Annotated in this window: 13 protein-coding genes; 10 read left to right on the top strand and 3 right to left on the bottom strand. The window is 66.5% G+C overall.

Annotated elements, in window-relative coordinates; translation table 11 throughout:
- Positions 1–82: 82 nt before the first annotated feature.
- Positions 83–1,087 (bottom strand): D-2-hydroxyacid dehydrogenase, encoded by a 1,005-nt coding sequence (locus tag G9V96_RS03715; protein ID WP_210424457.1) that lies wholly within the window; start codon positions 1,085–1,087, stop codon positions 83–85.
- A gap of 148 nt (positions 1,088–1,235) precedes the next feature.
- On the opposite strand from G9V96_RS03715, the gene G9V96_RS03710 reads away from it, so the two are divergent.
- From G9V96_RS03710 to G9V96_RS03675, 9 genes are all read left to right on the top strand, one after another.
- Positions 1,236–2,492 (top strand): aspartate aminotransferase family protein, encoded by a 1,257-nt coding sequence (locus G9V96_RS03710; RefSeq protein ID WP_168581834.1) that lies wholly within the window; start codon positions 1,236–1,238, stop codon positions 2,490–2,492.
- A gap of 5 nt (positions 2,493–2,497) precedes the next feature.
- Entirely contained in the window at positions 2,498–5,116 is a 2,619-nt protein-coding gene (locus G9V96_RS03705) for an FAD-binding and (Fe-S)-binding domain-containing protein (protein ID WP_319643828.1), read from the top strand.
- Positions 5,109–5,456, top strand: a complete 348-nt coding sequence (locus G9V96_RS15300; RefSeq protein WP_319643827.1) for a hypothetical protein — start codon at positions 5,109–5,111, stop codon at positions 5,454–5,456. Before G9V96_RS03705 ends, G9V96_RS15300 begins: the two co-directional genes overlap by 8 nt.
- Positions 5,453–6,937: an NAD-dependent succinate-semialdehyde dehydrogenase gene (locus G9V96_RS03700; RefSeq protein ID WP_168581833.1), complete on the top strand. Its 1,485-nt coding sequence runs from the start codon at positions 5,453–5,455 to the stop codon at positions 6,935–6,937. The genes G9V96_RS15300 and G9V96_RS03700 overlap by 4 nt, the downstream gene beginning before the upstream one ends.
- 98 nt (positions 6,938–7,035) lie before the next feature.
- A complete protein-coding gene (locus G9V96_RS03695; RefSeq protein WP_168581832.1) occupies positions 7,036–8,220 on the top strand; it encodes a M24 family metallopeptidase in 1,185 nt (394 codons plus the stop codon).
- 25 nt (positions 8,221–8,245) lie between these two features.
- A complete protein-coding gene (locus G9V96_RS03690; protein ID WP_168581831.1) occupies positions 8,246–9,550 on the top strand; it encodes an aminotransferase-like domain-containing protein in 1,305 nt (434 codons plus the stop codon).
- Positions 9,547–10,740, top strand: coding sequence for a M20 family metallopeptidase (locus G9V96_RS03685; protein WP_168581830.1), 1,194 nt, complete (start codon positions 9,547–9,549; stop codon positions 10,738–10,740). The genes G9V96_RS03690 and G9V96_RS03685 overlap by 4 nt, the downstream gene beginning before the upstream one ends.
- 85 nt (positions 10,741–10,825) lie before the next feature.
- Positions 10,826–11,518, top strand: a complete 693-nt coding sequence (locus G9V96_RS03680; RefSeq protein WP_168581829.1) for a GntR family transcriptional regulator — start codon at positions 10,826–10,828, stop codon at positions 11,516–11,518.
- A gap of 428 nt (positions 11,519–11,946) precedes the next feature.
- Positions 11,947–13,299 carry an MFS transporter gene (locus G9V96_RS03675; RefSeq protein WP_226913438.1) on the top strand — a complete coding sequence of 451 codons (1,353 nt, stop codon included), beginning with the start codon at positions 11,947–11,949 and terminating at the stop codon, positions 13,297–13,299.
- A 110-nt stretch (positions 13,300–13,409) separates the two neighbouring features.
- Here G9V96_RS03675 and G9V96_RS03670 read toward each other — a convergent pair whose 3' ends face one another.
- Positions 13,410–13,787, bottom strand: coding sequence for a globin (locus tag G9V96_RS03670; protein ID WP_168583821.1), 378 nt, complete (start codon positions 13,785–13,787; stop codon positions 13,410–13,412).
- A 1,774-nt stretch (positions 13,788–15,561) separates the two neighbouring features.
- Positions 15,562–16,569 (bottom strand): mechanosensitive ion channel family protein, encoded by a 1,008-nt coding sequence (locus tag G9V96_RS03665; protein ID WP_168581827.1) that lies wholly within the window; start codon positions 16,567–16,569, stop codon positions 15,562–15,564.
- Positions 16,570–16,818: 249 nt separating this feature from the next.
- Between G9V96_RS03665 and malQ the strand changes: the two genes are divergently transcribed.
- Positions 16,819–18,969 carry a 4-alpha-glucanotransferase gene (gene malQ / locus G9V96_RS03660; RefSeq protein ID WP_168581826.1) on the top strand — a complete coding sequence of 717 codons (2,151 nt, stop codon included), beginning with the start codon at positions 16,819–16,821 and terminating at the stop codon, positions 18,967–18,969.
- Positions 18,970–19,053 lie beyond the last annotated feature (84 nt).

Here is a 19,053-nt window from a genome sequence, read left to right as displayed (position 1 = left end):
CAGGTGACGGCTCGCGCAGGACGCCCGGCGAGCCGTCACTGTTCAGTGACGGCTCGCGCGGAGGCTGGGCGGTAGGGAGCGCTCAGTTGGGGCGGGGGACATAGCCGAGGTTCTTGTCCACGACGTTGCGCAGCGGCTGCCCGGCGAGTCGGCGACGTAGGTTGTCCTCGAACTGTGCGGCCAGTTCATCCCGCCATCCGAGCACGTCGCCGCACATGTGAGCCGAGATGGCCACGTTGTCCATGCCCCAGAACGGGTGGTCGCTCGGTAGCGGCTCGGTCATGAAGACATCGAGCGTGGCTGCGCTGGGCCTACCCGAGCCGAGAGCCGCGATGAGGGCGTCCTCGTCGACCAGGGCCCCGCGCCCCACGTTGATCAGGTGCGCGCTGGGCTTCATCGCCGCCAGCACCTGCGCGTCGATGAGCCCGCGTGTGCCCTGCGTCAGCGGGGCCACCAGCACCACGTGGTCGGCCCATCCGATGTGCTCGGCCAGGGAATCGGTCGGCACGACGGTCCCGAAGTCCGGGTCGTCCTCGCGCGCGGTGCGCCCACCGCCACGGACCTGCATGCCCAAGGCGCGCAGCAATCTGGCGATGGCACGTCCGATGCCACCGGTGCCGATGACCAGTGCCTGCGAGCCTGCGGTGCGCCGCGTCTCTCGGTGGCGCCACGTGCCGGCGCGCTGCAACGCGGCGCTCTCATGCAGGCGTTTGTCGTGGGCGAGCACGGCCGCCGCCACGTACTCGGCGATGGGCTGATCGAAGGTCCCGTGAGCGTTGGTGAGAACGACGTCGGAATCGCGCAAGTCATCGAAGAGGATCGCATCGACACCGGCGGCAGCCACATGCACCCACTCCAGCGCGTCGGCGCCCCACCAGGCGTCGCGGAGCGCGGCAGAGAAGAAGTCCCACAGCAAGAGCATCGAAGCGCCGTGCAGAGCCTCACCCAGCCCGTCGGCGTGCACGACGTCCAGGGCGACGAGTTCGCCGAGTGCGTCGGCGTTGGGTAGGTCGGGAGCGCCGGGCGCCGACAGCACGACAACCCGCGGCTGTGCCTGGGGGCTGGATTGGCGGGTATGCGAGGTCACAGCGGGTCTCCTGAGGGTCGGTCGGCGGCGTAGACACAGGCGCCGGGAGCAGAACAGGGCACAGCTTTGAGATGGGCCATCCTGCCCGCACTCTAGGCACTCCGCAGATTGTTGACAATCTGCAATCTAGTGGTTGAGGATCGGGCGCATGACGTCTCTGAGTCCCCTTCTCAAGCAGGCCACCCCCGTCGTCGTCGACCATGCAGCCGGAAGCTGGATCCACGGCACCGACGGCCGGGACTACCTCGACTTCACCACCGGTATCGGCGTGACGAGCACCGGGCACTGTCACCCCCGCGTCGTCGAGGCGGCGCGCGAACAGTGCGGGAAGATCATCCACGCTCAGTACACAACCGTCATGCACCAACCGCTCCTGCAGCTGACGGAGAAGCTCGGTGATGTTTTGCCACCGAAGCTGGACTCGGTGTTCTACGCCAACTCTGGCTCTGAGGCGGTCGAGTCGGCGGTCCGTTTGGCCCGAATGGCGACCGGACGCCCCAACATCGTCGTCTTCCAGGGCGGATTCCACGGGCGTACCGTCGCGGCCGCCACGTTGACCACTGCAGGCACGCGATTTTCCGCCGGTTTCTCCCCCCTGATGGGAGGCGTGCACATGGCGCCGTTCCCCTACGCCTACCGCTACGGCATGGACGAGGCGAGCGCGGTCGAGTTCTGCTTGCGCGAGCTGGACTACCTGTTCGCAACTCGCACCGCGCCCTCGGACACGGCGGCCATGTTGATCGAGCCCGCGCTGGGCGACGGGGGATACCTGCCCACCCCGCCCGCTTTCTTGCAGGGCTTGCGCGAGCGCGCTCAGGAACACGGCATTCTGCTCATCATTGACGAAGTGCAGGCCGGGTGCGGGCGCACCGGTAAGTTCTGGGGGCACGACCACGCCCAGGTCACCCCCGACATTCTCATCACCGCCAAGGGCATCGCATCAGGCTTCCCGATCAGCCTCATGGCCGCGCCGACTGCCGTCATGGAGAAGGCCTGGCCAGGTAGCCAAGGTGGCACCTACGGTGGGAACGCTGTGGCGGCTGCCGCGGCGTGCGCGACCCTGGATGTGATCCGCGACGAGGAACTCGTCGAGAACTCCCGCGTCCGGGGCGAACAGTTGCAGGAGGGCCTGCAGCAGATCGCCGCACGTCACCCCGCGATCGGCAACGTGCGCGGGCTGGGTCTCATGCAGGGGATCGAGTTCACGAGCGCCGACGGCACTCCCGACGCCAAAACCGCTGCTGCGGTGCAGCAGGAAACGACTCGGCACGAACTGCTGACGTTGACGTGTGGTCCATTGGGCAACGTCATCCGGCTCATCCCGGCGTTGGTCGTCTCAGCTGAAGAGATCGCCACCGGCCTGGAACGCTTCGAGGCTGCCATTGCTGCGGTGACCGAGAGCTGAGCACCATGAGCACGCTCACCCGCGGTGAGACCCTCACGTGTGAGGCCGATGCCGCGACCATCGTCGCCGCCTTGCAAGCGGCAGGGGTGGAAGCGGATGCGTCGTCCAGGCGCTTGGCCGAGTACGCATACGACGCCTCGAACTATCGGCTCCGGCCGTTACTCGTGGCGTTCCCACGCAGCGGTGCGCAGGTGCGCACCGCTGTTCGGGTGGCAGGAGCACACGGCGCATCGATCATCGTCCGCGGTGGTGGCACCTCCATGGCTGGCAACGCCATCGGCATCGGCGTCGTGTTGGATCTGTCTCGGTACATGCGGGCTATCGGCCCTGTCGACGAGGCGGGGGGCACCGTCGAGGCACAGCCGGGAGTGGTGCTCTCCACGCTGACCAATCACGTAGAGGCGGTGACGGGCGGGCGCCTGACGTTCGCGCCGGACCCGTCGTCGAAAACCCGCGCCACGTTGGGCGGTGCCATCGGAAATGACGCCTGCGGTAACCATTCGGTGCGGTACGGACGAACCTCCGATCACGTCGTCGAACTCGATGTCGTGCTCTCCGACGGCAGCGCCCTGACGGTGTTTCGTGGGGGGCTGCGCGCCACCGATCCTGATGACGTGGTGTCGGTCGCACGGGCCGCTGAGCTGAATGACCATCTGATGCAGTTGGCTCGCACCCACCTGGCAGACCTACGCACTCACCTAGGGCGTATTCCGCGTCAGGTCTCCGGCTATCACCTGCGGCACCTGCTTCCTGAAGAGGGTTTTGACGTCGCTCGGGCGCTGGTCGGCTCCGAAGGCACCTGCGTTATCGTCGTCGGCGCCCGAATGAGGCTGGTGGAACGCCCCAGCAGCGCCTTGCTCGTCTGCCTTGGTTACGACGACGTTGTCGACGCGGCACTGGACGTGCCGATGATCCTGTCCGAAGATCCGGCTGCCGTCGAGGGGATCGATTCGGCGATCGTGGAGACGATGCGGTGGCGACGCGGGGACGACGCTGTCGCCGGGATGCCCGCAGGCTCTGCGTGGCTCTACGTCGACCTCGACGGAGATGACCTGGACCGGGTCCGGGAACGGGCCGAGCGCCTCATCGAACGCTGTGCTGCCGCTGGACGGCTCGTGGAGGGCAGGGTCGTTGCCGACGGAGTCGATCGGGCGAAGCTGTGGCGGGTGCGGGAGGACGGTGCGGGCCTGTCCGCGCGCCTGGCTCCCCACCTGGCCCCTGGTCGGGGTGAGTCGTGGCCAGGGTGGGAAGACGCTGCCGTCGCACCGGAGGCGTTAGCCGACTATCTGCGTGACCTGCGCGCCCTCCTTGAGCAGCACGGCCTCGAGGGCGTGATGTACGGGCATTTCGGTGCCGGGTGTATGCACGTGCGGATCACCTATGACCTGCGCACCCCGGCCGGGAGAGCAGTGTTCGAGCAGTTCACGTCGGCCGCCGCGCGGCTGGTCGTGGCGCACGGCGGGTCTCTGTCCGGCGAACACGGTGACGGACGCGCGCGCTCGGCACTGCTGCCGATCATGTACCCGCCTTCCATTCTGGCTGCGTTCGCGCAGTTCAAGCAGGCGTGGGACCCGCAGAAGCGCTTCGGGCCGGGCAGCATTGTCGATCCTGCTGAGTTCGTGGACGATCTGGCGTTGGCGGCTGTGCCCGACCGTGCCTGGCCGACCACCTTTCACCTTCCGCGCACCCAGGGGCAGGACCCGTTCGTGCACGCCGTGCAAAGTTGTATCGGGGTCGGTCGCTGTCGCAGTGACTCCGGGGGAGTCATGTGCCCCAGCTATCGCGCAACCAGGGATGAGAAGGACTCGACCCGTGGCCGCGCCCGCGTCCTGCAGGAGATCGTGCGCAACGCGCCCAGCCCGGAAGCCGGATGGCGCAGCGACGAGGTCCGTGAAGCCCTCGATCTGTGCCTGTCTTGCAAGGCCTGTTCGAGTGACTGCCCGGTCGGGGTCGACATGGCCACGTACAAGTCCGAGTTCTTCGACCACTACTACGCCGGTCGGCTTCGCCCCCGCTCTCACTACTCCCTTGGTGAGTTGCCGCGCCTACTCGCGGTGGCCGCGCGCGTGCCGGGATCCACCAGGGTCGCCAACGCCCTGCTGAGTGGTCCGCTGGGTGGCACCGCGATGCGAGCCGCCGGCCTGACCGACCGGCGCCGCCCGCCGCGCCTGGCCGAACCGGATGCGTGGATCCGGCAGGTTGCCGCAGCTGGAGCGGACCGCCCCGGAAGCGGAACCGGCGACGTGCTGATCCTCGTCGACTCCTTCACTCGCGGGTTCCGCCCGCAGGTCGCCGGGGCGGCCACTGCGGTGCTGCGCGAAGCGGGGGAGGACGTCGAGATCGCCCCCGATGCGTGTTGCGGTTTGACGTGGATCTCCACTGGGCGGCTGAGCGCCGCCCGGCGCGTCCTGACGCGCGCGGTCAAAGTGCTCGACGACGACACTCAACGCCCCATCGTCGTGCTTGAACCGAGTTGCGCCGCGGCCTTCGCCAGCGACCTACCTGAACTTCTGGGCACACCTGCGGCACGCCGCGTCGGCGCGCCGCGTACGCAGCTTCGCCCAGCATGTCGCCGACCTGGGCGCCCAAGGCCTACTCGCCCCGTCAGGAGGTCGATTGCCTGAGTCCGTCCTCGTCCAAGGCCACTGCCACGAGTACGCCGTCGCCGGGGCGACGACGCAGCAGCGCGCGCTCGCGGCCGCCGGGATCGGCAGCGTCACCCAGGCCGTCGGCTGTTGTGGCGTGGCCGGGAACTTCGGTTTCGAGCCCGAGCATGTCGACCTGTCCTTCGCTGTCGCGGAGCAGGCCCTTGCGCCCGCGCTTCGACAGGCCGACCCGCGAACCCCGGTGCTCGCCGACGGTTTCTCCTGCTCCGTTCAGGTCAGCCATCTCGCCCCCGATCGGCCGGCGCTTCACCTGGCCGAACTTCTCGACCCCCGCCAGCAGCGGAAGGACACACCATGACCACTTCCACCATCACCCTCAAAGAGCGCGCAGCCGCCGCGATCGCCGCAGTCCCGACCGGTCTGTACATCAACGGGCAGTGGAGCGAGGCCGCCTCAGGGGCACGCACCGACGTCCTCAACCCCGCCACCGAAGAGGTTCTCGCCTCCATCGCCGACGGTGGCCCCCAAGACGCGCAACGCGCGATCGAGGTTGCCGCCGCCACCCAGAAAACCTGGGGTCGGACTCCGCCCCGTGAACGCAGCCTGATCCTGCGCCGCGCTTACGAACTCGTCATGGAACGCCAAGAAGAACTGGCGCTGGTGATGACCGCAGAGATGGGTAAGCCGCTAGCTGAGGCGAAGGGCGAGGTCGCCTACGCCGCGGAGTTTCTGCGCTGGTTTTCTGAAGAGGCCGTCCGTATCGGCGGCGACGCCACCCTGTCCGGCGACGGAAAAACTCGCATCCTGGTTACCCGGGAGCCGGTGGGTCCCTGCGTGCTCGTCACCCCCTGGAATTTCCCCCTGGCCATGGGCGCCCGCAAAATCGGCCCGGCCATCGCAGCCGGCTGCACCATGGTGTTCAAACCGGCACACCTGACACCGTTGAGCTCCTTCGCGCTCACCCAGATCCTGGCTGAGGCCGGCTTGCCTGCCGGTGTGCTCAACGTCGTATGCAGCTCCGAGGCAGGTTCCGTTGTCGGGCCCTGGATGAGCAGCGGACTGGCTCGCAAGATCTCGTTCACGGGCTCTACCGGAGTCGGGGTGAAACTGCTGGAGCAGGCCAGCGAGCACGTCATGCGCAGTTCGATGGAACTGGGAGGCAACGCCCCGTTCATCGTGTTCGAGGACGCCGACCTCGACGCCGCCGTTGAGGGCGCGATGATCGCCAAGATGCGCAACATGGGCGAGGCGTGCACCGCAGCCAACCGGCTGTTCGTGCACCGCAGCGTCGCCGACGACTTCGCCGCGCGCTTGGCCGCCCGGATGAGTTCGTTGGTCGTGGGCGACGGCATCGCCGAAGGCACTCAGGTCGGACCGCTCGTGGAAGAGAAGGCACTGCGCAAGGTGGAAGAGCTCGTCGCCGACGCCCGCGCAAAGGGCGCGGCGGTCGTCTGCGGAGGGGAGCGGGTCGGGAACGCCGGATTCTTCTACGCCCCGACCGTGCTGTCCGGGGTGTCATCGGAATCGGCGCTGATGTCGCAAGAGATTTTCGGTCCCGTCGCCCCGATCATTCCCTTCGATGCCGAGGATGAGGTGCTCGCACTGGCCAATGACACCCCCTGGGGGCTGGTCGGGTACGTGTACACCCGCGACGTGGAGCGTGGCTTCCGAGTCACCGAAGCGCTCGAAGTCGGCATGTGCGGACTGAACACGGGTCTGGTCTCCAACCCCGCCGCCCCGTTCGGTGGTGTCAAAGCCTCAGGCCTGGGCCGCGAGGGCGGCAGGGTCGGCATCGAGGAGTTCCTGGAGATGAAGTACCTCGCGCTTCCGCGCGCCTAAGGCAGAACCAGCACTCCGCGTCGCAGCCGCACGCTGCGGCTTCACCTCACCCGTGAGGCCGCAGCGCAGGCGGGGCGGTGCCGTCAAGGGAGACAGACATGCAGGACACGATCATCACCAGCGTCGAATACGAATCGCGGCTGGCCGACGTCCGGGCCCGAATGGACCTGGCCGGGCTCTCGGCGTTGCTCGTCACCGACCCGGGCAACATCTACTACCTCACCGGGTACAACGCGTGGTCCTTCTACACCCCGCAGGTGCTCTTCGTGCCGATGGCCGGTGACATGATCCTGTTCACTCGGGAGATGGACGCCAAGGGCGCCCACCGCACGTCGTGGCTACCACCGGACTCGATCGTGGGATACCCCGAACGCTACGTTCACCGCCCCCACCTGCACCCCTTCGACTGGGTCGCCTTCGCACTGCGGCAGCGCTGGCTGGTTGCTCCTGCCTCCGCGGGTAGCGTCGGGTTGGAGATGGACTCGCACTTCACCTCACCCAAGGGGGTGCGTGCGCTGGTGCACAACCTGCCTGAATGGAAGATCGTCGACTGCTTCGAGCTGGTCAACTGGGTTCGCCTCATCAAATCGGACACCGAGATACAGCTCATGCGTTCGGCTGCGCGCGTGACGACCAAGGCAATGGAGGCGGCGATCGAGGCCATCCAGGTCGGCGTTGCACAGAACGTCGTCGCCGGTGAGATCGCGCGCGCCCAAGCCCTGGGTGACGGGGACGCCTGGGGCGACTACCCAGCGATCGTGCCCATGCTGCCGACCGGCGAAGCGGCCGACACCCCTCATCTGACGTGGACGAACCAACCGTTCACCTCCGGGGACGCCGTGGTTGTAGAGTTGGCCGGCGCCCACCGGCGCTACAACGTGCCGCTGGCCCGCACGGTGATGCTCGGGCAACCCGGAGACGAACTTCTCCGTCTGGAAGAAGCGGTGGCTGCCGGGCTGCAAGCGGTGCTCGACACTACCCGCGCCGGGGTGCCCGCCTCTGCGCTCGCCCACGCCTGGAATTGGAAGCTGGCCGAGTACGGGCTGGAGAAGTCCAGCCGGCTGGGCTATTCCATCGGTATCGGCTACCCGCCGGACTGGGGCGAACGAACCGTCAGCATCCGCAGCGAGGACGAGACGACCCTGACGGAGAACATGACTTTCCACATCATCTGCGGCATGTGGATGACCGGCTACGGCTACGAGGTTTCCGAGTCGATTCGCGTCACCGCCGACGGCGTGGAGACCTTCACATCCTTCCCACGCGGCCTCATCCGCCGCTGATCCCACTACTTCCAGGAGAACCGCCATGAGCCAGGACACGCACGCACCCCTCGAACCGCACGTGAGCACCGTTGCCACCCTCGATCCCTGCCCCACCGCGGACGTACGCGGAGACACTGCACAGGGCAGGTTGCCGTTGGCCCGCCGCGCCGACGGGCTGTTGGGCTCGGTCATCGACTCCTCCACCTCTTTGCTGGCGGCGCAGAAGCATGACATCGTCCGGTTCGCCATGGGGGCCCCGGCCGCCGACGTGACGCCGTGGGAACTGTTCCGCGACATCGCCGCCCAGGTCCTCGACGCCAGCTCGTTCACCTACGGCGCAACCGAGGGTGAACCTCACCTCATCGACGTCCTGGCGAAGTACACCGCGGGCACGAGTGAACCCGTCCACGAAGAGCGGGTCGTCATAACCAGCGGCGGGATGCAGGGCCTGGACCTGGCCTTCAAACTTTTCGTCGATCCCGGCGATCTGGTGGTCATCGAGTCCCCGACGTACACGAACGGGTCAGGCACAGCGTTGTCCTACGGCGCCGACCTCCTGGAGGTTCCCGTCGACGAGGACGGTCTGGACGTGGAGCAACTGGAGCACCTCGTGCGAAAGCTCGCGCGGGCACCCAAGGCGATCTACACGATCCCCAACTTCCAGAACCCCTCAGGCGTGACGCTCAGCGAAGAACGTCGCCGTCGCCTGGTCGAACTCGCCCACCATTGGGGCAGCATCATCATCGACGACGACCCCTACGGCCTGCTGCGCTTCGCCGGGGAGGAAGTTCCCGGTTTCACCCAACTCATGCCCGAGGACCCGCAGCTGTTCTCAGTGCGGACCTTCAGCAAGATCCTCGCTCCCGGCCTTCGGGTGGGCTGGGTCGACGCCGACCCGCGACTGCGCACCCTCATCATCAGTGCCAAGCAGGCAATGGACACGTGTACGAACGTGCCGAACCAGCACGTGGTGGCCGAGTTCATCAGCCGCGGCGGTCTGGACGACCACCTGAGCTTCCTGCGCAACGAGTACCGCACCCGCAAGGAGGCCATGCGCGAGGCGATCCAGGAGCACCTGGGCGACCGGGTCCGCATGACCGACCCCGAGGGCGGCTTCTTCCTGTGGGTGACGCTGCAGGGGCCGGACGCGGCAGTGTCGAGTCAGCGGCTCTTCGAGATCGCGCTCGCTGAGGGGGTCGCGTTCATCCCTGGCCCGGCGCTGTCGCCCTCCAAACAGTTTGGGGACGCCTTCCGGCTGTGCTTCGCTTCGACCACCCCGGAACGGACCCGCGAAGGGGTGGCACGCCTGACTCGTGCCTTGGATCGCGCACGCGCGGAGCTGGCGTGAACAGCGCCCCCGCCGGACTCGTCGATGATGAGGTGCTCGTCGGTTTGACGTGCGATCTCATCGGTGCCGCCGGGGAGAACCCCGGCGGCACCGAGCAGGCCACCGTCGAGGTTCTGGCTCAGGCGTGTCGGGACCGCGGCTTTCAGGTGGAGTGCATCGACGTGGCTGCTGGACGGCCGAACCTCATGGCGACGTTGCCGCCCACCGGTGAGCCGGTCGAGGGTGCCGGCGTGCTGTTCCTCGGACATTCAGATGTCGTGCCTGCGGGCGAGGGGTGGTCGGGCGACCCCTTCACCGCGCTCGTGGAGGGTGGGCGCATCCGGGGGCGAGGCGCGGCCGACATGAAGGGTGGGCTGGCGGCGGTCGTTGCGGCGATGGAGGCCATCGCCCGATCGGGCATCGAGCGCCCCGGCCCGTTGACGCTGGCGGTGACCGTGGATGAGGAAGACCTCGGTCTTGGGGTGCGCGACCTGGTGATTCGCGGGCTGCCGTACCCGCCGCGGGCCTACGGTGGCTGCGTCGTAGCCGAGCCGACCGACCTCGTCGTTGTGCTCGCGTGCCGGGGTGATTCCTACCTGCGGGTGGATGTCACCGGCGTGCCTGCACATTCAGGGCGACCCGCTGACGGCCGTAACGCCATCGATGCTGCAGCGGACATCCTGAGCCTGGTGCGCCAGGACCATGAGGCGCTGGCGCAAAACCCGGACGAAGTGTTGGGTGCTGCCACCTGGAACGCCGGTCGCATCACCGGCGGGGAACTTACCTCCATCGTGGCCGCCGAATGCTGCATCGACCTGGATCGACGCCTGCTGCCGCACGAAGACCCACACGAGATCGCGCAGGCGCTGGCTCGCTCGATCGAGCAGGCGGGGATTACCGGTGACGGCATCAGTGTCAGTGTGTCCGTGACGATGGACATGCCCGGCTTCACCAGCGCCCCGGATGACCCGTTCGTCCAGGCCACCCGGGCGGCAGCACAGCACGTGGGTCTGCCTGGGACTGTTGGCGCGTGGACCGCCGCGTGCGACGGCGGTTTTGTGGCACGGGACTTCGCATTGACGACGGTCGTGCTCGGCCCGGGCAGTGTCAACGATCAGGCGCACAAGGCCGACGAGTCCATCGCCATCGCCGAGTTGTCCGATGCTGCCCGGCTCTATGCCGAGTTGGCCGCGAGGTGGGCACGCGATTAGACCTGGTTCGACGCCGAAAGCGTCGTAGCGGAGGATAGTGGGGCGGGGCGCGGTGCGCCCGCAGCGTTGACATCTCGGAGGAGACATGACGGCGAGTGACCCGGCCGTGGCTGCAGCGCGACCTGCCCTCACACCTATCGTCCAGGATTCGACCCCTGCCCTCATCGCGGACCAACTACGAGAGGCGGTGGCCTCGGGCGTCTTCGCCCCGGGCCAGCAAATGGTCGAATCGGCTCTGGCTCGGGAACTCGGGGTGAGCCGGGGACCGTTGCGAGAAGCGATGCAGCGGCTAACCCAAGAGGGGCTTCTGGTCGGGCACCGCAACCGCGGGCTGTTCGTCATGGATCTGGATCACGACGCGGTCCGCGACATGTATCTGGCGCGCGAGGCTGTCGAACGCGCCGCCGCGGCCCATCTCATCAAAACTGGGCGCGCCGAGCAGGCCTCAAGTCTGCTGGACATCGTCGAGCAGATGCGGGCCAATACGGGCCAGACGCAGCAGATGTCAGCGCTCGACATGGCCTTCCACGAGCAACTGGTGGCGCTGGCTAACAGCCCGAGACTGACGTTGATGCACGGGACCCTGCTGACCCAGATGCGGTTGTGTCTTGGCCGGATGCAGTCGACATACCTCTTCAGCGACGAGCGGGTGAGAGAACACGACGTTCTCGCTCGAGCCATCGCGGCCGCAGACAGCGGGCTGGCCGACCGACTGCTGGTCGAACATATGGCGGACGGGGTCGCCCGGGTGCTCATGACCTTGCCCGAACGCGCCTGAGCCAGATCCCGCATGCACCAGGGCCGGGCAATCCTGGTCGGCCAGACCCCCGAATCGGTGTGCGGGGTGGGTGCGGGCCGGGGGGCGCGAGCCGGTCGCTGGCCTGGGACAACGGTGATCGGAATGCGGTACTGACGCGCGCCGCCGCAGCGGCCTCTGAGACGTACCACGCGATCACGCTGGATTTCTTTTTGCACAACCTCTAGGCATAGCTACCCCTGAGCACTACCGTGTCTGATTGTCGACAATCGACAGGTTGAGGTCAGTGTGGACCAGATGGCATTCCCTGCCCGGCCGCGCGTTCCTCGTCCGCAACGCCCATCGACGACCTCATACCAAGACCGGCACTCGCCGGAGCCTTGTACCCAGGTCACGTGCCAGGAGGTTCTTCCATGAAACCAGCCTCTCCTTCTGGGGCAGCATTACCAGTGCCGAGTGCCGCAGTGATGCGCAGGGCCATTGCTGCTTCTGCAGTCGGTAACGCCGTCGAATGGTTCGACTACGGCATCTACGCTTACGGCACGGCCTACATTGCCGCGGCGTTGTTCCCAGCTGATGCAAAGAACGCGATGATCTTCACCCTGTTGGGCTTCGCCGTGTCCTTCCTCATGCGACCGGTCGGCGGCCTCGTCTGGGGTCCTCTCGGCGACAAAGTCGGCCGTAAGAAGGTCCTTGCCACAACCATCCTGCTCATGGCTGCGGCCACCTTCTGTGTCGGCCTTCTACCGACCCACGCGCAGATCGGTATCTGGGCGCCGATACTGCTCTACTTGCTGCGCATCATTCAGGGCTTCTCCACGGGCGGGGAGTACGGCGGTGCAGCGACCTTCATGGCCGAGTACGCACCCGATAAGCGGCGCGGCTTCTTCGGCAGCTTCCTCGAGGTCGGGACCTTGGCCGGCTTCAACGGCGGCGCCCTGCTCATGCTCGCCATCATCGGCTTGACCAACGACGCACAGATGCAATCCTGGGGCTGGCGCATCCCGTTCCTGGTGGCGGGGCCGCTCGGTCTCGTGGGCCTCTACCTGCGCTCGAAGATGGAGGACACCCCGATCTTCGTCGAGCTGGCTGCGCAGGAGACCCAAGAAGCCACCGATCGCAAGACTTTGCAAGAGCTGTTCGCCCACCACATGCCGTCGCTTCTCAAGCTCGGTGGCCTTGTCCTGGCGCTCAACGTCATCAACTACACCCTGCTCAGCTACACCCCGACGTACCTGCAGCAGGTCATCAACCTCTCAGACGAACATGCCCTCGTCGTGCCCATCGTCGGCCAACTCGTCATGATGCTCCTGCTTCCGATCTTCGGTGGGCTTTCAGACCGGGTGGGACGCAAGCCCCTGTGGGCGTTCTCGCTGATCGGTACGGCGTTACTCGCGTGGCCGTTGTACCGGCTCATGGGAACGAGTTTTGCCGGCGCGATCATCGCGTTCACCGTTCTGGGTCTGCTCTACACGCCACAGCTGGCCACGATCTCTGCGATGTTCCCGGCCATGTTTCCAACGCACGTGCGCTATGCCGGTTTGGCGCTGGGGTACAACATTTCGACCTCGCTGTTCGGTGGCACCGCGGGCTTGGTCAACCAATGGCTCATTGAGCGGACCGGCGACCCGATGTGGCCCGCGTACTACACGATCCTTGCTTGTGCCATCGGCCTGATCGCCCTGTTCTTCACGATTGAGACCAAGGGGGTCTCCTTGCGTGGCACCTACACGCCAGGGACCGCTGAGGCGGAAGCGGAGCAGACCAGGATGGCCGATGCAATGAATGGCGCTCAGGGGTAATCCCCGGGTTGTCCCTCATCGGCGGTGGCGGTTCGCTCGGCAGCGACGGGCGGACCGCCACCGCGTCTGACCGCTCGCATCGGGGCAGGGGCGCGCCGGTGGGTGCAGCGCTACCGGTCTTGTGGAGCTGCCTGGCCTTCTTCAGAGTTGACCAACGAGAAGGCGGCCCGTGTCAGGTAGTCGCGCAGGGTGGCATCGAGTTGCGGTTCCAGCGCCAGGGTGTCCGCGGCCGACATCATGTGGTGTAGCCAGCGGTCACGCATCGATGGCGTCACCGCGAACGGCATGTGCCGCATGCGCAGCCGAGGGTGACCGCGCTGTTCCTGATAGGTGGAGGGGCCGCCCCAATACTGTTCGAGGAACATGCGGAGCCGATCTTGAGCAGGCCCCAGATCCTCTTCGGGGTACATCGCGCGCAACTCGGGGTCCTCGGCGACGCCGCGGTAGAACTCACCCACCAGTTGCGAAAAGGCCTCGTGGCCGCCCATCAGCTCGTACGGACTCGGTTGCCGGTTCACTCCGGCAGTCTCTCAGGGCGGCGCTCAAAACCGGCGCAGGCGGATACTTTCGGGGGGGCGTGTCAAGTGCAGCTCCCGACGTCACCGAACCAACAAGTCCAGAAGATAAGAGAGTCCTCAGATCAGGCCATCTCCGACATCACGTCGGACATCCAGTCTCAGGGATCTTCAGTCGAAGCGGAACTTGCTAAAGCACTCCGGGAAATCGCCGAATCTGAGGGTTTTCCAGTAGAGCAATCATCGCTCCATCCGGTTTTCCAAACGCTCAAGTCCAACTATGCTTCATGCGAAGCTAGCGGCGAAAGTGGCAGCTCAACTCGATCAGCAGCTGTGGCATTGCCAACCAAGACAGCCAGCCATGCAGCAGTGGCGGCGATCGCTGCATGGTTCGACTGAAGGGCTACTATCTCTCAGCGGAAGTTTGCGCACACTGTCGCGACAACGGAACGTTGAACTCCACGTATTCCCCCAAGTGCCGCGACTCTTTCCACTGGTAACGCCGTCGTGAGGGGAATCATCGCCAGTCGGAAGTCCAGGGGCTCCGCCACCTTCCCCAACTCCGGGGGGATGAAGGAGAAGGACCTGTACTATGCCATCCACGTCTTCGATTGGTGGCGCGTTGACAGCTGAGTGAGAATCAAAGGCAGGTTTGCTTTCGCTCCTGGAAAACACAGCGGGATAGCGAATACTGCCGTCAACGCCATGTGTCTCGCGTAACAAGCTGGGCACCTCAAGCCTTACTATGTCCTAGTTGACGTACGATCGAAGGACGCAGGCCCACTACTGGCATCAGGAGCACCATCAGGTCAGGTTGTAGTTCAGGAAAACTGCAACCTGACCTAGTTCTTGCCGGACTTCCTCACAGAAGGCAATCTGTCCCTCACTTAAGTCGCCTCTCATCTTGCACGCGACGAGATCGCCTTTATCGCCAGGCGCCAGCCACTCACAAGTATCCCAAAGGGTCGCCGACTCTGAGGCGGCGCCAACACTTCGATGGACTCGCTTCGCGACTTCATCCGCTCGCCCCTCATGAACAACTTTCAGAGCGCCCCAATCGCCCTTAAAGACATACTGCCCATGGCCATCGCCATGGAAGCCGTCGTTATTCTCCTTAGAGGTTACGAACACGCGCTGGGTGGTCGGCTCGCCGGGCCGAGGTGCCCGTGGGTGCGGGTCAGGGATGACGGTGGACGTGGCTCGACGCCGACCGCCTCTTTCCGACGGACGGGGAGTCCAGCGGTGAGCAGCGCATCAAGGCTGCCGCGCACAGTTTCCTGACCAGCACGCCGGTGTCGCTGTCGTGGATCACGCGCAACCTGGATGACGAGGCCGCCGACGCGCTCGTGCGGGCCGTCGCGATTGCGGCGGGAGCCCCAGGGGCCCACGCGGATTGATGAGGCGGCGCAGGGCGCATGATCTCGCTCACTCGGTGGCGTGAGCTGGAAGGGATCGGCGAGGGCGACGCCGCGGTGGGCGCGGGAGCCGTCGGCTTGGGTGTCGGTGGAGCGGTCGCAGCGTGCACCTGGGTTGCCGTCGTGGTGCTGGCGGGGTGTTGCCCGGCCGCTACGCCTGCGTCTGCGGGTTCGTCGGTGACCTCGTCGCCGGGCGTCGAGGTCGGCCGGGTCGTTTCGGTCGCCGACGGTGACACCCTGACGGTCGAGGTCGAGGTCGAGGTCGATGGTGAGCGGGCGCGGGTGCGGGTGCTTGGCATCGATGCGCCGGTACGCAACCCGCTCCGCTGTGATCAGGCACCCGATCTGCGTCCTTCATCCGTCCCCGGAACCCACACCGGGCCGCGAATCCCCGCCTGGGACAACGCCACCTTGCCTCGTTCCCGGATCTCGCGCTGCGCACCCCAGTGCTGGTTCGGTTGACATTTGGCGAATACCCGGATGCTCATCGCCCCGGCATTGATGGACTCCACGCCGGCCACGGACGGCTCCGCCAGCAGCACCTCGGCCCACTCCGGCTCTTGATACATGCGTTTCATCTCCGCCCGCAGGATCGCGGTGACGGCCATCGGGTCCTCGTCAGGGGCTACCGGGATGTCGATGATGCCGGTGGTCCAGCCCTGGGACTTGTTTGCCACCCGCACGATCTCACCGTTGCGCACGTACCAGACGACGCCCTCGGCATCACGTAGTCGGGTGATGCGCAGGGTGACTTCCTCGACTGTGCCGACAACCTCGCCGGTGTCGATGACGTCACCGACGCCGTACTGATCCTCCAGAATCATGAAGATCCCGGACAGGAAGTCCTTCACTAGGGACTGTGCGCCGAAACCGAGAGCGACCCCACCGACCCCGGCCGAGGCCAGGACCGGGGTCATGTCCAGCCCGAGCTGGCTGCCGATCATCAGGGCCGCGACCGACCAGATGACGATGGAGGCCACGCTGCGCATCACCGAACCCAGCGTGGTGATCCTGGCGCGTTGACGTTCGGTGGCCAGCAGCCCCGACTGGGAAATGGCACGGGCCGCTTTCCGCCCGTATCGGTGGATGATCGGCAACTGGGCCGTCGGGACCGGGTCGACCGCGCCTATCGTCTGGTTCCTGGCTTTGCGCTCCACCATCGAGTCCACGAAGCGGTCGATCCCTCGATGCACCAGCCAGCGCAGCACCCAGGCGGTGATGATGATGAGCACCACCGTCATCGGGACGCCGAGGAACCACTCAAACGCTGTCTCCCAGCTCAACGGGGCCGCGGGGGCCTTCCACAGGTGGGGGAGCACATCCAGAGCGCGGGCAGACATGGCCCCATTGTCCCGCCTGATTCTGACCATCACAGCGAGCGTGGGTATCTGCCGGATCGAGTCTGTTCTGCTGGGTGGGCGAGCCAGCGCAAGGTGGTCCCGGCTCGTCCTGCAGGTGCATCCTGGTCTCCCGCCCTGTTCACGTGGGAAGACGGGACCTCTCGCCCAAGCGGGCCGAGACGTCAGTGAGCGCCTGCGCCCCATAGGATCACGGGGGATAACCCAGCTTTCGACCCTGAAGGGCTCACCGTGCCGAACGACCCCCTGCCCCCTCAACTGACGCAGTTGGCCCGCGCCTATGGCGTAGCCACCGAGTACTGGGACTGGCAGGGTGCTCATGTCACCGTCAGTGCGGAAACCATCCACGCGGTGCTGGGTGCGTTGGGCGTCCAGACCGATGACGCGGATGCCGTCAGCCGCGCGCTGAATGCTGTCGACGAGCGTCCCTGGCGCCGCATGCTGGCCCCGGTCCAGGTCAGCACCCTCGGCACGGAGATCACCGTGGCCGTGCACGTGCCGCACGGAAGTCCGGTTACCGTCTGGCTCGAGCTCGAAGAGTGGGGCGGCAAACGGATGCTGAAGCAGATCGACAAGTGGGTCGATCCGCGCCTGATCGACGGCTCGCTGGTGGGCGAGGCCACCTTCGAGGTACCCGCCGACGTCCCTACCGGCTGGCACACCCTCTTTGCCCAGATCCCGGATGAAGAACCGGCGACCGGGCGCCTGGTAGTGGTTCCCTCGCGCCTGCAACTGCCGCCGACCGTGCAACGGCACGGCGCTTCTGGGCTGATGAACCAGCTGTACTCGGTTCGCTCGGAACGTTCCTGGGGAATCGGCGATTTCGCAGACCTCGCCGAGCTGGGCGCCTGGTCGGCCCGCGGTCTGGGATGCGACTTCATGCTCATCAACCCGGTGCACGCGGCAGAACCGACCCCGCCCATGGAGCCCTCGCCGTACCTGCCCACTTCGCGTCGCTTCGTCAACCCGATCTACTTGCGGGTCGAAGACATCAGCGAGGTCGCCTACCTGGATGCCGAAGACCGCGCCCGGATCGAGGCGCTGGCTGCGGCCGCGCGGCGCGCCAACGACTCCGACCGGCTGGATCGTGATGCTTGCTGGGCGCTGAAGGAGCAGGCGTTGCGGCTGCTGTTCGCCCAGCCACGTCCGCCGCGGCGTCAGAACGCCTTCGAGGCTTTCTGCGAGCGCGAAGGGGTCGGCCTGCTGGACTTCGCCACCTGGTGCGCCTTCACCCGTGCCTACGGTCAGAACGAATGGCCCGAAGGTTTGCAGGACCCGCGCAGCCAGGCCACGGAAGCTGCTCGTGAGGAGCACGCCGATGAGGTGATGTTCACGATGTGGCTGCAGTGGCTCCTGGACACCCAGCTCGCGACCGCCCAGCGCGAGATGGTCGAGGCCGGGATGTCGTTGGGCGTCGTGCAGGACCTGGCCGTCGGGGTGCACCCGGCCGGGGCGGATGCCTGGTCATTGGCCGAAGCGTTCGCCCAGAACGTCACGGTCGGCGCCCCACCGGATCCCTACAACCAGCGCGGTCAGGACTGGAGTCAGCCGCCGTGGCGTCCGGACAGGTTGGAGGAACTGGCCTACGCACCGTTCCGCGACATGATCCGCGCCGCCATGCGGCACTCGGGTGGCTTGCGAATCGACCACATCATCGGCTTGTTCCGGCTGTGGTGGGTCCCGGCGGGACGGTCCCCGCTGGAGGGCACCTATGTGCGCTACGACCATGACGCGCTCATCGGGATCCTGATGCTGGAGGCCGAGCGCGCCGGAGCTGTCGTCATCGGTGAGGATCTTGGCACCGTCGAGCCGTGGGTGCGCACCTACTTGGCGAAGCGCGGCATCCTCGGCACCTCGATCCTGTGGTTCGAGAAGGGCGAGGACGGCCGCCCGCTGCCCCCGGAGAGCTACCGCACGTTGTGCCTGGCCTCGGTGACGACGCACGACCTGCCGCCGACCGCGGGCTACCTGACGGGTGAACACATGGCCATCCGGGAGGAGCTGGACCTGTTCACCCGCCCGATCGAGATCGAACGGGCAGAAGACGAAGCCGAACGCGAAAAGATGATGGGCGCGCTGCGTGAGCGGGGCCTGTTGAGTCAAGGCGAGCCGTTAGACGGCGAAGAGGGCTTGCGGGCCACGGTGGAGGGCCTGCACCGCTACCTGTCGTGGTCTCCGGCGGCGTTGCTGGGGATCGCGGTGCCGGACCTTGTCGGGGACCGGCGGGCGATGAACCAGCCGGGGACCTCCGACGAGTACCCCAACTGGCGACTTTCGTTGGCTGACCCCGACCGCCGACCGCTGAAGCTACAGGACGTCATCGACTCCCGTCCGGGGCGCCGTCTGGCGGCCTGCGTCAACCGCGGAACGCACGGCAACTGACCCACAGCAGGCAACAGTCGACCCGCCGCGCCAGATGGCGTGGCGGGTCGACTGTGTTGCCGCCGTGAATCGTCGCCCAGGTTT

This window comes from Gephyromycinifex aptenodytis, assembly GCF_012277275.1.
Taxonomy (GTDB): domain Bacteria; phylum Actinomycetota; class Actinomycetes; order Actinomycetales; family Dermatophilaceae; genus Gephyromycinifex; species Gephyromycinifex aptenodytis.
This window is presented reverse-complemented; position numbering and strand designations above follow the sequence as displayed.

What these genes read in the sequence shown, in the direction of transcription:
- G9V96_RS03665 (WP_168581827.1), bottom strand. Translation starts at nt 16,569, where the DNA reads ATGTCTGCCCGCGCTCTGGATGTGCTCCCCCACCTGTGGAAGGCCCCC.
- G9V96_RS03670 (WP_168583821.1), bottom strand. Translation starts at nt 13,787, where the DNA reads ATGGGCGGCCACGAGGCCTTTTCGCAACTGGTGGGTGAGTTCTACCGC.
- G9V96_RS03690 (WP_168581831.1), top strand. Translation starts at nt 8,246, where the DNA reads ATGAGCCAGGACACGCACGCACCCCTCGAACCGCACGTGAGCACCGTT.
- G9V96_RS03700 (WP_168581833.1), top strand. Translation starts at nt 5,453, where the DNA reads ATGACCACTTCCACCATCACCCTCAAAGAGCGCGCAGCCGCCGCGATC.
- G9V96_RS03680 (WP_168581829.1), top strand. Translation starts at nt 10,826, where the DNA reads ATGACGGCGAGTGACCCGGCCGTGGCTGCAGCGCGACCTGCCCTCACA.
- G9V96_RS03705 (WP_319643828.1), top strand. Translation starts at nt 2,498, where the DNA reads ATGAGCACGCTCACCCGCGGTGAGACCCTCACGTGTGAGGCCGATGCC.
- G9V96_RS03710 (WP_168581834.1), top strand. Translation starts at nt 1,236, where the DNA reads ATGACGTCTCTGAGTCCCCTTCTCAAGCAGGCCACCCCCGTCGTCGTC.
- G9V96_RS03695 (WP_168581832.1), top strand. Translation starts at nt 7,036, where the DNA reads ATGCAGGACACGATCATCACCAGCGTCGAATACGAATCGCGGCTGGCC.